The 12,443-nt window shown below is 66.7% G+C and carries 11 protein-coding genes; 5 read left to right on the top strand and 6 right to left on the bottom strand.

Features of this window, described 5'->3' with window-relative positions:
• Positions 1-55 precede the first annotated feature (55 nt).
• The 4 genes from B1A74_RS08510 to B1A74_RS08525 all read left to right on the top strand — a co-directional run bounded on the left by B1A74_RS08510 (position 56) and on the right by B1A74_RS08525 (position 4,947).
• Positions 56-535, top strand: a complete 480-nt coding sequence (locus tag B1A74_RS08510; RefSeq protein WP_077244374.1) for a DUF302 domain-containing protein — start codon at positions 56-58, stop codon at positions 533-535.
• Between the two features lie 129 nt (positions 536-664).
• A complete protein-coding gene (gene trpB / locus B1A74_RS08515) occupies positions 665-1,870 on the top strand; it encodes a tryptophan synthase subunit beta (RefSeq protein WP_018946131.1) in 1,206 nt (401 codons plus the stop codon).
• An 84-nt stretch (positions 1,871-1,954) separates the two neighbouring features.
• Positions 1,955-3,589, top strand: coding sequence for a BCCT family transporter (locus tag B1A74_RS08520; protein WP_077244375.1), 1,635 nt, complete (start codon positions 1,955-1,957; stop codon positions 3,587-3,589).
• A 140-nt stretch (positions 3,590-3,729) separates the two neighbouring features.
• On the top strand, positions 3,730-4,947 hold the full coding sequence (locus tag B1A74_RS08525; protein ID WP_077244376.1) for a bifunctional alpha/beta hydrolase/OsmC family protein: 1,218 nt from the start codon (positions 3,730-3,732) through the stop codon (positions 4,945-4,947).
• Here the strand turns inward: B1A74_RS08525 and B1A74_RS08530 are convergent.
• Positions 4,944-5,774, bottom strand: a complete 831-nt coding sequence (locus tag B1A74_RS08530) for an alpha/beta hydrolase (RefSeq protein ID WP_077244377.1) — start codon at positions 5,772-5,774, stop codon at positions 4,944-4,946. The genes B1A74_RS08525 and B1A74_RS08530 overlap by 4 nt on opposite strands.
• A 116-nt stretch (positions 5,775-5,890) precedes the next feature.
• Between B1A74_RS08530 and B1A74_RS08535 the strand changes: the two genes are divergently transcribed.
• Positions 5,891-8,146, top strand: a complete 2,256-nt coding sequence (locus tag B1A74_RS08535) for a RelA/SpoT family protein (protein ID WP_077244378.1) — start codon at positions 5,891-5,893, stop codon at positions 8,144-8,146.
• Here B1A74_RS08535 and B1A74_RS08540 read toward each other — a convergent pair.
• The 5 genes from B1A74_RS08540 to B1A74_RS08560 all read right to left on the bottom strand — a co-directional run bounded on the left by B1A74_RS08540 (position 8,085) and on the right by B1A74_RS08560 (position 12,253).
• Positions 8,085-8,408: a flagellar protein FliT gene (locus tag B1A74_RS08540; RefSeq protein WP_019590292.1), complete on the bottom strand. Its 324-nt coding sequence runs from the start codon at positions 8,406-8,408 to the stop codon at positions 8,085-8,087. The two genes, B1A74_RS08535 and B1A74_RS08540, sit on opposite strands and share 62 nt — an antisense overlap.
• A gap of 5 nt (positions 8,409-8,413) precedes the next feature.
• Positions 8,414-8,836 (bottom strand): flagellar export chaperone FliS, encoded by a 423-nt coding sequence (gene fliS, locus B1A74_RS08545; RefSeq protein WP_077244379.1) that lies wholly within the window; start codon positions 8,834-8,836, stop codon positions 8,414-8,416.
• 70 nt (positions 8,837-8,906) lie between these two features.
• Positions 8,907-10,226, bottom strand: a complete 1,320-nt coding sequence (fliD, locus tag B1A74_RS08550; protein WP_077244380.1) for a flagellar filament capping protein FliD — start codon at positions 10,224-10,226, stop codon at positions 8,907-8,909.
• A 293-nt stretch (positions 10,227-10,519) separates the two neighbouring features.
• Positions 10,520-10,972: a flagellar protein FlaG gene (locus B1A74_RS08555; RefSeq protein WP_077244381.1), complete on the bottom strand. Its 453-nt coding sequence runs from the start codon at positions 10,970-10,972 to the stop codon at positions 10,520-10,522.
• A 69-nt stretch (positions 10,973-11,041) separates the two neighbouring features.
• Complete coding sequence (locus B1A74_RS08560) at positions 11,042-12,253, bottom strand: flagellin (protein WP_077244382.1); 1,212 nt, start codon at positions 12,251-12,253, stop codon at positions 11,042-11,044.
• Positions 12,254-12,443 lie beyond the last annotated feature (190 nt).

Raw genomic sequence — 12,443 nt, forward strand, 5'->3', positions numbered from 1 at the left:
CCCGACGGGCGTATCGTGGAGACGCTGACAACAAAAACAGCGAGGAGAGAGCGCAATGCAGAACCGTTTCCTGTTGGGGGCCATCATCGGCCTGATCGCCGGTATCGTCCTGGCCTTTGCCTATGCCTACAACGCCGCGCCCGGACTGATGATCGTCGAGGATGAAAGCCAGTACGGCTACGCCGATACCATCGAGCGTATCGAGACCGCGGCCGAAGCCGAAGGCTGGGCGGTCCCGACCAAACACGACCTGAGCGGCACCGTGGGCGAACATGGATACGACGTCGCCCCGGTGACGGTCCTCGAACTGTGCCAGCCGGATCATGCCGGGAACCTCCTGAGCGAGGAAGACAACTATGTGGTGACCTCCATGATGCCCTGCCGCGTCTCGGTCTATGAACGCAGCGACGGCACCGTCATCGTATCGCGCATGAACACCAGTCTGGTGGCGCGGGTGTTCGGCGGCAGCATCGCCGAAATCATGGCCGAAGCCACCGAGGACAACGAACGCATCCTCGAAAGCGTCCTGCAGTAAACCGGCCCCGGCGCCCGGCTCGGCCGGGCGCCCTCCCCGCCCGCTTGTCCGCACGAGCGGCAACCACGATGATAGGCCCTCTCACGGAGATCCACGGCGGCCCGCGCCGCCCCCGGCCACGAGACTGCCATGTCGTACCTCAAGGACTTTCCGAATGCCGAAGGCTATTTCGGTGATTTTGGCGGCGCCTTCCTGCCACCGGAACTCGAATCCCATTTCGCCGAGATCGAGCGCGCCTGGCGTCAACTGGCGCTGTCGGCGGACTTCCTGCAGGAACTTCGCTACATCCGCCGGCATTACCAGGGCCGCCCCACCCCGGTCTACTACGCGCGCAACCTCAGCCGCGAGGCCGGCGCGCATATCTACCTCAAGCGCGAGGACCTCAACCACTCCGGGGCACACAAGCTCAATCACTGCATGGGCGAGGCCCTTCTCGCGCGCCACATGGGCAAGAAGAAGCTGATCGCGGAGACCGGCGCCGGCCAGCACGGCGTGGCCCTGGCCACCGCCGCGGCCTGCTTCGGCATGGAATGCGAGATCCACATGGGCGAGATCGACATCGAAAAGGAAGCGCCCAACGTGACCCGCATGAAGCTGATGGGGGCCGAGGTCGTCCCGGTGTCCTTCGGCGGGCGCAGCCTCAAGGAAGCGGTGGACTCCGCGTTCCAGTCGTATCTCTCGCAGGCCGACGAGGCCCTGTTCGCGATCGGCTCGGTCGTCGGCCCGCACCCGTTCCCGCTGATGGTGCGCAACTTCCAGTCGGTGGTGGGGATCGAGGCGCGCGAGCAGTATCAGGAACTGACCGACGGCCAGCTGCCGGAACAGGTGGTTGCCTGCGTGGGGGGCGGGTCCAACGCAATGGGCATGTTCGCCGGTTTCATCGAGGATCCGGAGGTGCAGCTCAACGGCGTGGAGCCGCTGGGTCGCGGCACCGAACCGGGACAGCATTCCGCCACCATGACCTTCGGCAAACCGGGGATGCTGCACGGCTTCAAGTGCATGCTGCTGACCGACGACGAGGGCAACCCGGCCCCGGTGCATTCGATCGCCTCCGGGCTGGATTACCCCGGGGTCGGGCCCGAACACTCCTATCTCAAGAAGGCCGGGCGAGTCGCCTATCACGCGATCGGCGATGACGAGACCCTGGATGCCTTTTACCGCCTGTCGCGGACCGAAGGCATCATCCCCGCCCTGGAGAGCGCCCATGCGGTCGCCTGGGCGGTGGAGCACGCGCGCGAGCACCCGGGCAGCACCGTACTGGTGAACCTCTCCGGGCGCGGCGACAAGGACATCGACTACGTGGCGCGCACCTTCGGTCATAACCGGGCCGGCTAAAAACGACGCGTGCATTGAGGGATTGAGGGCTCCACCCATGGCGTGCAATCATCCGGTGATCACCAAAACAACGGAGGTATCGGGGTGAGCGACAACGACGACCTGCAAAAGCAAAAAGAAGAGCTGGAAAAGGCCTACGACACCGATCACGAGATCGGTGAGCAGAACATCAACCCTCTCGGACTGGATCTCCACAACCCGGTCTTCGTGGTCAGTGCCGCACTGATCCTCCTGTTCGTGATCGGCGCCCTGGTCTTCCCGGAGCAGGCCAATGACAGCCTCGGTGCCACCCAGACCTGGATCCAGGAAACCTTCGACTGGCTGTTCCTCTCGGCCGGCAACCTGTTCGTCCTCTTCGCCCTCGCCCTGATCCTCCTCCCGATCGGCCGCATCCGTATCGGCGGCCAGGATGCCAAACCCGACTTCGGGGTGCTGTCCTGGTTCTCCATGCTGTTCGCCGCCGGCATGGGCATCGGCCTGATGTTCTGGGCCGTGGCGGAACCGGTGGGCTACTTCACCGAATGGTTCGGCACCCCGCTGGGGATCGAAGGCGGCACCGAGGCTTCCAAGGAAGCCGCGCTGGGCGCCACCATGTACCACTGGGGCCTGCATCCTTGGGCGGTGTACGCCATCGTCGGCCTGGCGCTGGCCTTCTTCGCCTATAACAAGGGCCTGCCGCTGACCATCCGTTCGGCGTTCTACCCGATCCTGGGCGAGCGCGTCTGGGGCCCGTTCGGCCACGTGATCGACACCCTGGCGGTGCTGGCCACGCTGTTCGGTCTGGCCACCTCGCTGGGTCTGGGGGCGCAGCAGGCGGCCTCCGGCCTGGACTTCCTGTTCGACGGCATCGACGGCGGACTGGGCACCCAGCTGGCGGTGATCATCGGCATCACCGTGATCGCCCTGCTCTCGGTCATGCGCGGCATCGACGGCGGGGTCAAGGTGCTGAGCAACCTCAACCTGATCGTCGCCGGGCTGCTGATGCTGTTCGTGATGATCTTCGGCGGCTTCATCGCCTTCCTCGCCAACACCGGCACCACGCTCTCGGCCTACGCCCAGTACATCATCCCGCTGAGCAACCCGGTCGGGCGCGAGGATGAGACCTTCTACCATAGCTGGACGATCTTCTTCTGGGCGTGGTGGATCTCCTGGTCGCCGTTCGTCGGCATGTTCATCGCGCGCGTCTCGCGCGGCCGTACGGTGCGCCAGTTCGTCACCGCCGTGCTGATCGTACCCACGCTGGTCACCGTCATCTGGATGAGCGTGTTCGGCGGCACCGGCATCGACCAGGTGCGCGACGGCATCGGCGCGCTGGCCGACGAGGGCATCACCGACTCCTCGCTGGCGCTGTTCCAGATGCTGCAGAACCTGCCGCTGGCCGCGCTCACCTCGTTCCTGGCCGTGGTCCTGGTGCTGGTGTTCTTCGTGACCTCCTCGGACTCCGGTTCGCTGGTCATCGACAGCATCACCTCCGGCGGCAAGACCGACGCCCCGCAGTCGCAGCGCCTGTTCTGGGCCACCGTCGAGGGCCTGATCGCCGCCGTACTGCTGGCGGTGGGCGGAGCCGCCGCCCTGTCGGCCCTCCAGGCCGGCGCGGTCAGTACGGGTCTGCCGTTCATGATCGTGCTGCTCGTCATGTCGGTCAGCCTGCTGATGGGGCTGTTCCACGAGCTGAAGCTGATCCGGCTGGCCGAAGCCGAAGCGGCCGGCAAGGCGTAAAACCGGCCTGCCCCGCTGCCCGCTCCGTGTCCCGGAGCGGGCCAGGTCACCCGCCGGGAGCGTCTTCCGGCGGGTTTTTTGTTTTCCGGGATCCGGCCGACATCCGGGCCGATCCCGGCACGGATACAGGAGGTCGCAGCATGCGCCGAGAACGCGTCGAATTTCCGGGCCATCAGGGCCAGATGCTGGCCGGGCGCATCGACCGCCCCACCGGTCCCGTACGGGCCTGGGCCCTGTTCGCCCACTGTTTTACCTGCGGCAAGGACAACCGCGCCGCCAACCGCATCGCCCGCGGGCTGGCCGAGGCCGGGATCGCGACGCTGAGGTTCGATTTCACCGGACTGGGCGACAGCGAGGGCGACTTCGCCAACAGCGGCTTCTCCTCCAATCTGGAGGACCTGCTGGCCGCGGCCGACTACCTGCGCGGGCGAGAGGCCGCCCCCGCCCTGCTGGTTGGCCACAGCCTGGGCGGCGCCGCGGTGCTGGGCGTCGCCGGGCGCATCCCCGAATGTCGCGCAGTCGCCACCATCGCCGCCCCGTTCGAGGCCGACAGCGTGCTGGATCATTTCGGCGAGGCGCTGGAGACCATCGAAACCGAGGGCGAGGCCACGGTGAACCTGGCCGGGCGACCGTTCCGCATCCGGCGGGAATTCGTCGAGGACCTGCGCAGCCAGACCCAGGCCGAACGCATCCGCGACCTCGACCGACCGCTGATGATCCTGCACGCTCCGGGCGACACGGTGGTGTCGGTGGACGCGGCGCGGCGCATCTTCGAGACCGCGCGCCACCCCAAGAGCTTCGTGTCACTGGACGATGCCGACCACACCCTGCTCAATCCGGCCGACGCCGAATACGTGGCCGGACTGGTGGCGGCCTGGGGCGCGCGCTATATCGGCGAAGAACGAGGCGATTCGGCGGACGCGGACGCGCCCGGCGACGGGACCGAAGTGACGGTCGAGGAGACCGGCGACGGCCAGTACCAGCAGGACGTACGCATCGGCCCGCATCACTTCCTGGCCGACGAACCGCCGGACGTCGGCGGCGATGGCACCGGCCCCAACCCCTACGAGCTGCTGCTGGCGTCGCTGGGAGCCTGCACCAGCATGACCCTGCGCATGTACGCCGCGCACAAGCAGCTGCCGCTGGAACGCGTCCGGGTGCATCTGCAGCACGAGAAGCTCAAGGGCGAGAACGGCCCGGTCGACCGCATCACCCGCGAGATCACCATCGAGGGCGAGCTGGATGCGAAACAGCGTGAACGCATGCTGCAGATCGCCGATCGCTGCCCGGTACACCGCACCCTGCACGGCGAGGTCCAGGTCGAGACGCGGGAGACCACCGCCCCCGGCACGGTCTAATCCCCGGAATGCAGCCCCGCCGCGGCGAGGAAATCCTGCAGACCGCGGGTGTAAAGCGTCCCGGACCGCAGGAAGCCGTCGTTGTGGCCACCGCACAGGCCCAGGATCGGCGGGATGCCCGGGGCCGCCGCCTGCAGGCGGCGCGCATGCTCGAAGGGCACGATCTCGTCCTCGCGCGCATGCACCAGCAGCAGCGGGGCTTCCAGGCGCCGGACATGTTCGACGACCGGATACGGGTGGCGGATCAGCCAGCGTACCGGCAGGAACGGGTAGATCTCCGCCCCCAGATCCGCCGCCGAAGTGAACGCGGACTCCAGGATCACCGCACCGGGTTCGCGCTCCGCCGCCAGGCGCGCCGCCACCGCCGCCCCCAGCGAGCGGCCGAACACCACGATGTCCTCCGTCGCGTAGCCGCGTTCCTCGCGCAGATAGGCCCAGGCGGCCTCGGCGTCGGCGTGCAGCCCCGGCGCATCCGGCCGTCCCGAGGAACGGCCGTAGCCGCGATAATCGATGATCAGCACCGCGAGCCCGACCTCGTGGAACCGCTGCAGCGAATGCAGGCGATGCCCGATGTTGCCCGCATTGCCATGGAAGAACAGCAGCACCGGGGCATCCTCCTCCGGCCCCGGCAGATACCAGCCGTGCAGGCGCACGTCCGCCTCCGGCTCCAGCCACACCTCCTCGAAGTCCAGCCCGGCATCCGCGGGCGTGGAGGTCACGTCGCGCGAAGGCATGTAAATCAGGCGGTCCTGGGTCAGATAGACGGTCGCCACCAGCACGGCGTAACCCGTCGCAAGCAGGATCAGGAACCGGATCACATTGGCCATGCCCACGATCCTGAACATCCCCGTCAACGGGCGCAACTCGCGTACAATACGATCCGTACTGCCCATAGCCACCGACATGCCGCAAACCCCCATCCGCGCCTGAAACGGTCCTCGCGATGCGCCATTCCCTGTTGACCAACACCGAACTCCGCGGACTGGATCGCGACCAGCTTTTGCGCCGCCTGGCCGGCGGCGACGCCCCGGATGGCGCCCTGGCCTCCGCACTGGACCGGGCACTGGAAGCCGTGGATACAGCCGGGCTCGAGGCGCACGCACTGGACGTCGCCGAGATCCTCCGCCACCTCAACGTCGACCGTCAGACCCTGATCGCCACCCTGCTGGTCCCGGTCTTCCTCGCCGGGCACGCCGACGCGAAGGCCCTGCGCCGCGACTACGGCGAACGCGTCGCGCAGCTCACCGAGAACGTCTCCGCACTGGTCCGCCGACGCTTCGAGACCCCGGCCGGCCGGCCCGAACAGGCCGAACGCCTGCGCCGCATGCTGATGGCCATGGTCGACGACGTGCGCGCAGTGCTGATCAAGCTGGGATTCCGCGTACAGCACCTGCGGCTGGTGGTGAAGGAACCCGACACGGGCGCCCGCGCGCTGGCGCAGGAGACCCTGGACGTGATCGCCCCGCTGGCCAACCGTCTGGGGGTGGGTCAGCTCAAGTGGGAGATGGAAGACCTCTCCCTGCGCATACTCGAGCCCGAAACCTACCGGGACATTGCCCGCGGCCTTGAGGAAGACCGTACCGAGCGCGAGGAATACGTCGCCCGCTTCACCCGGATGCTGGAAAAGCACCTGGCCGATGCCGGGATCGAGGCCCGGGTGTTCGGCCGGCCCAAGCACATCTACAGCATCTGGAAGAAGATGCAGCGCAAGAACACCTCGCTGTCCGAGCTGTACGACCTGCGCGCCACGCGCGTGATCGTCGACCGGCTGGCGACCTGCTACACCGTGCTGGGCGTGGTGCACAACCACTGGCGCCACCTGCCCGGCGAGTTCGACGACTACATCGCCAACCCCAAGGACAACGGCTACCAGTCCCTGCACACCGCGGTGGTGGGGCCGGAGGGCAAAGTCGTGGAAGTCCAGATCCGCACCCGCGAGATGGACGAGTTCGCCGAACTCGGGGTCGCCGCCCACTGGCGCTACAAGGAAGGCGGACGCGAGGATCGCGCCCTGAACCAGGCCATCACCTCGCTGCGCCAGCTGCTGGAAACCGACGGCTCCGACCAGAACCTGCTCGACGAGATCCAGAGCGAGCCGCTGCACCAGCGCGTATTCGTACTGACCCCGCAGGGCGACGTGCTGGATCTCGCCCAGGGAGCCACGCCGCTGGATTTCGCCTACGCCGTGCACACCGAGGTCGGGCATCGCTGCCGTGGCGCCAAGGTGGACGGTCGCATCGTCCCGCTGACCCACCGCCTGCGCTCCGGCGAGCGGGTGGAGGTCCTCACTGCCCGCGAGGGCGGCCCCAGCCGCGACTGGCTCAACCCCAACCTCGGCTATCTCAACACCTCGCGGGCGCGGGCCAAGGTGCGCACCTGGTTCCGCCAGCAGCATCAGGACGAGCACCTCGCCACCGGCAAGCAGCTGTTCGACCGCGAATGCCAGCGCCTCGGACTGCACGAACGCATCCCCGATCTCGACCGCGACGAACTCGCCCGGCAGATGAAATACCCCGGATTCGACGAGCTGATGATCGCGCTGGGCGCCGGCGACATCACCACCGGACAGATCGCCGGACGGCTGGCGCAGATGATCCGCGAACGCCGGGAACGCGAAAAGGCCAGCGAGGAGGCGCCCGCCGCGCCGAGCCCCCGTCGCCGCGAGGGCCGCCGCGATGGCGACGCCGCGGATCACAATGCCGAGGACATCCGCATCCGCGGGGTCGGCGGCCTGCTCACCACCCGCGCTCAGTGCTGCGATCCGCAGCCCGGTGACCCGATCATCGGCTTCATCACCCGCGGTGCCGGGGTCTCGGTCCACCGCGATGACTGCCCCAACATCCTCCACCTGCCGGAGGACAAGCGCGCACGCCTGATCCCGGTCAGCTGGGGCGATGAACCCGAAACCGAGATCGTGTCGCTGGAGCTGGAAGCGCAGGACCGCCCCGGGCTGTTCGCCGAGGTCGGCGGGGTGTTCTCGCAGAGCGGGATCAATCTGCTGCGGGTCAACACGCAGACCGATCCGGAGGATCGCAGCGTGCGCATGGAGCTGGAGGCGGAGGTCACGGATCTGGGCGAGCTGAGCGGCCTGTTCGACCGCCTGCATTCACTGGATAACGTCTACGAGGTGCGCCGGGTCAGCCCCGGCGGGTGTTCTGATACGCCCCCACCGCCCGCTGGCCCTGACGCAGGCCCTTGATCTCGCGCGCGGTCTCGGAGCGCCGTTCGGCCAGCCCCGGCACCGTGGCCGCATAGAACTCGGACAACCGCTCCAGCGCCGCGCGCACGTCGGTCTCGGCGCCCGCCGGAGGGCGGTCTCCGCTGCTCACCGTGGCACGCTGGATCAGCGCCCGCGCTTCCTCGTCCAGCGCGGGCAGGGATTCCCAGTCCTCGGCATCCCGGGCCGCCTGCAGGCGGCCCAGGACATCATCCAGCGCACTCGCCAGCGAACGAGGGTCCAAGACGGTCAGCTGGCGCGGGCCGCAGAGGCGTTGCGATGCTCCGGCGGGATCTCGTCCCAGCCTGCCTTGATCTCGCGCAGCAGCTTCGACACCTCGTCCAGCCGTTCCGGATCGTTGTGCAGGTTGGCCTCGGTCAGGCGGCGCATCATGTAGGAATACAGCGCGGCCAGACGCTCGGCCAGCTCCGGATTGTGCTTGTCATCCAGCATCGAGCGCAGGGAGTCGATGATGTCGATCGCCTTGCCGATGCGCTCGCCCTTGTAAGCGATATTGCCCGCCTTCATCGCACCCTTGGCCACCGCGATCCGCTCCAGCGCCCCCTCGAACAGCATCTGCACCAGACGGTGCGGATCCGCGACCTGCACCTCGGACAGCATGCCCGCCTGGCGGTAGGAATCGACGTTCTTTCTCGTGTTCATGCCGTACATGCTCGCCTCCGTTCGGAAACCGGACGGCACCTTTGCGGCACCGCCTGCCAATCATCGATGGATCGTTCTGTTACTGTCCCATACCGGCCAGCTGCTGCTGCAGGTAATCCCCTGTCTGCTGCATCTGGGCCACGGCCGTATCCATGCTGGAGAACTGGCGCACCAGACGGGCCTCCAGCCGTTCGATCCGGTCATCCAGCCGTTCACGCTGGTCGTCGACCCGCGACTGCTCGTTCTGCAACCCGTCCTGGCGGACCTGGAACAGACCCTCGCGTCCGGTAATGCTCTCGAGCGTGTCGTCCACCCCGCCGGCCAGGTCGCGCACCGCCGCGGCGATGTCGTCGAAGCCCTCACGCTCCATCGCATCATCGAACCGCTGGGTATCGAACTGCAGCGTCCCGTCACGCTGAGTCGTGATGCCGAGATCCGCGAAGGTCTGGTTGTTGATGCCTTCTACCGACGAGCGTTCGATCAACGCATTGCTCAGGCGGCTGCGTGCACTGCGCACGGTGGAATCCCCGGTCAGCACCGAGGCCTCGTCTTCCTCGACGTCGTAACTCGTCAGTTCCCGGACCTCACCGATCATGGTGTTGTAGGCCTCGACGAACGACTCCAGCTGATTGCGCAGTGCGCCCCGGTCTTCGCTAATGGAGACCCGCGTGGAACCTTCGGCTTCCAGGTCGATGGACAGACCCTCGATGGTTTCCTCCAGCGTGTTGCTCGAGCTGGTGATCGCCATCCCGTTGATCACGGCCTCGGCATCCTGGGCCTGCACCATCTCGGTCTGGTTCTCCAGACGCTGCAGATCCGCATCGCCATCCACGGTCACCGAGATGGTGTTCTCCGCTCCGGTGCGCTCGGCGGTCATCGTCAGGCGCGGGCCGTCGCCGTCGTTCACGATGGAGGCATTCACGCCGGCATCCGCGTCGTTGATCGCATTGCGCAGATCACGCAGGGAGTCACCCTCCTCCACCTCGATGGACACCGCATCACCGTCGCCCACCTGGATGGTGAAGGTCCCGGCGCCGACCTCGTCGCTCGACTCCTCGAACAGCCCGGAATCGGAAGCCACCGTCTGCGCGCGCGCCAGCTGATTGACATCCAGATCGAAATCGCCATTGGGCGCATCGCCGGTGACGAACACACTGGCCACGTCGTCGTTCGTCAGCGACACAGACTGCTCGGGCTCGAACTCGGCCAGACTCGACACGGCCGAACCGATCCCGTCCATGGTGTTGCTGATCTGCCCGTAGGCCGAGATCTCCGCCTCGATGCGTTCCTCGCGCTCGTTCAGCCGGGCCTCGCGCGGCGCGCGCTGCGAGTTCACCAGATCACCCACGATCTGGTTGAGATCCAGCCCGGAACCGACACCGAGAGAACTGATGGCCATGATCGTTACCTTCCTGCCCGCTGCGCGGGTGTCCCGTCGTTTCTGATCAGGTTAACGGCCCTTCTGCCGAAAACTTGAGCGGATGAATCATTATGGACCCACTCTGCCCCCGCGGGTCATCCTCGAATGAGAAGAGTCACCGTAGGAGCGGCTTTAGCCGCGAAAACGACCGCCGTGTAGCCCCCGCATCCACATTCGCGCGCAAGCGCGCTCCTGCAAGGCCCTCAAGAAGACCGCGCCAGCGCAATAACGCCTTCGACGCAGCAAGAACAATGCCGCCCGGCCCGAACCGCTCAGGCCTTGTCGACAAACCCCGTGCCGCCAAGCGCCCGTTCGTTCTCGAAATGCTCCGCCAGGGCCAGCATCTGTTCCGGCGGGATCTGGCGGATGATCTCCTCGCTTTCGCCATCCATCACCGTGATGACGGTGCGCCCGGTGGAATCATCCACACTGAACTCCAGGGTCCGCTGACTGTTCTGCAGATAGGCGTTGATCGATTCGACCACCGGCTCGAGCTCGGAGGCCTCCACCGGTTCAGCGACCTCCCGCCTCTCGCTGCCGGAAGCCCCCTGCCGTTCCGGCCCGCTCTCGCTCGCCGGGGCGGCAGCCCCTTTCCGCTCGACAGCACCACCGCCCGGGGCTTCCGAACCGCGCCCGTCAGCACGCCCGCCCCCGGACTCCCCGGAGCGGGTATTCGGCGTGTAGCCCCCGGCGCCCGGCATGCTGTTGTTGATCATATCCGTCATATGCCAGCCCTCCGTGGAAGGACCCGGGCCTCATGCCCGGATCCTTCCAGCGTCGTGGTCAGTGAGAGTTTACTGCAGAAGCCCCAGCACGTTCTGCGGCACCGCATTGGCCTGCGACAGCACCGAGATCCCCGCCTGCTGCAGCACCTGCGCCCGGGTCAGCTCCGCCGTCTCCGCGGCAAAGTCCGCATCCCGGATCCGCGAACGCGCATCCGACAGGTTTTCCGCGCTGATTTCCAGGTTGGAAATGGTGCTCTCGAAACGCGTCTGCACCGCACCCAGCTCCGCACGCAGCGAGTTCACCTCGGTCAGTGCACCGTCCAGCGCGCCCATCGCCTGCGTCGCCGTCTCGCGCGTCGTCACGTCGATGTCGTTCAGGGTTACGTTTTCGGCCGTTGCTCCGTCAAACAGGTCCACTGTCGTGGGCGTGGCTCCATCATCCAGGGTCACCAGACCACCCGACACGTCGAACCCGTCGGTACCCAGCTGGGAAGTCACGGCAATGGTCGTGGTGCCATCATTGCTGACCCGCAGGGATGCCTCCAGATTCGCATCCGCGACCGCCGCGGCATTGGTATCACCCGCCGCGGCCGCCTCGGCAATGTCGGCATTGATTAGCCGAACCGCATCTTCCAGCGTCTCCGCACTGCTCAGGTCCACATCAATCTGGGCGAAATCAGTGCCATCAATCTGGATATTGGCGATCGTGTCGATGCCGATGTCCCGGATCTGTTCCTGCGTCAGGCCGTTCTCCCCCGCCACCTCGGTGGTCCCGAGCTGGGACGTCCGGGCATCGACACCGCTCACCGCGATGCTCTGACCCTGGTTCGCCCCCACCTGGAAGAACAGGTCCTCCACCGTGCCATCCAGGATCCGGCCGCCGTTGAATTCCGCCGAGTTGGCCACACGACTGACCTCCTCCATCAGCTGCTGGACCTCGTCGTTGATCGCCTGACGGTCGGAGGCCGAGTTGGTGTCGTTCGCCGCCTGCACCGACAGCTCGCGCGCACGCTGCAGCGCGTCGCCAATGGTGTTCAGCGCGCCCTCCGCGGTCTGCGCGAACGAGATGCCGTCATTCGAGTTGCGCACCGCCTGATTGAGGCCATTGATCTGGCTGGTGAAACGTTCCGAGATCGCCAGTCCGGCCGCATCGTCCTTCGCACTGTTGATACGAAGACCCGATGACAGACGCTCGAGCGACTGCGACAGGGCGTTCTGCGAGACATTCAGGTTCCGTTGGGCATTCAACGAAAGGATGTTGGTGTTGATGACTTGCGACATGGTCTTTTCCTCTTGCCATGACAGCCCCATTACGGGGGCCAACCGTGCGGAAACACTTCCGCTCCTGCTGGCGGTAACGGCCGACCGGCAAGAACCTTTAGCCCCGGCGGCAAATTTTTTCCGCCCCGCTGCGCCGCACCATGTCGCGCCGCAAATCCCTTTACCCGGATTCTGGCCGATCCCGGCGGCA

The organism is Thioalkalivibrio halophilus, from assembly GCF_001995255.1.
GTDB classification, from domain to species: Bacteria; Pseudomonadota; Gammaproteobacteria; order Ectothiorhodospirales; family Ectothiorhodospiraceae; genus Thioalkalivibrio; species Thioalkalivibrio halophilus.

Coding starts and splice junctions, on each gene's coding strand:
- fliS (WP_077244379.1), bottom strand. CDS start 8,836: ATGTACGGCATGAACACGAGAAAGAACGTCGATTCCTACCGCCAGGCG.
- B1A74_RS08530 (WP_077244377.1), bottom strand. CDS start 5,774: ATGGCCAATGTGATCCGGTTCCTGATCCTGCTTGCGACGGGTTACGCC.
- B1A74_RS08525 (WP_077244376.1), top strand. CDS start 3,730: ATGCGCCGAGAACGCGTCGAATTTCCGGGCCATCAGGGCCAGATGCTG.
- trpB (WP_018946131.1), top strand. CDS start 665: ATGTCGTACCTCAAGGACTTTCCGAATGCCGAAGGCTATTTCGGTGAT.
- B1A74_RS08560 (WP_077244382.1), bottom strand. CDS start 12,253: ATGTCGCAAGTCATCAACACCAACATCCTTTCGTTGAATGCCCAACGG.
- fliD (WP_077244380.1), bottom strand. CDS start 10,226: ATGGCCATCAGTTCTCTCGGTGTCGGTTCCGGGCTGGATCTCAACCAG.
- B1A74_RS08555 (WP_077244381.1), bottom strand. CDS start 10,972: ATGACGGATATGATCAACAACAGCATGCCGGGCGCCGGGGGCTACACG.
- B1A74_RS08535 (WP_077244378.1), top strand. CDS start 5,891: ATGCGCCATTCCCTGTTGACCAACACCGAACTCCGCGGACTGGATCGC.
- B1A74_RS08510 (WP_077244374.1), top strand. CDS start 56: ATGCAGAACCGTTTCCTGTTGGGGGCCATCATCGGCCTGATCGCCGGT.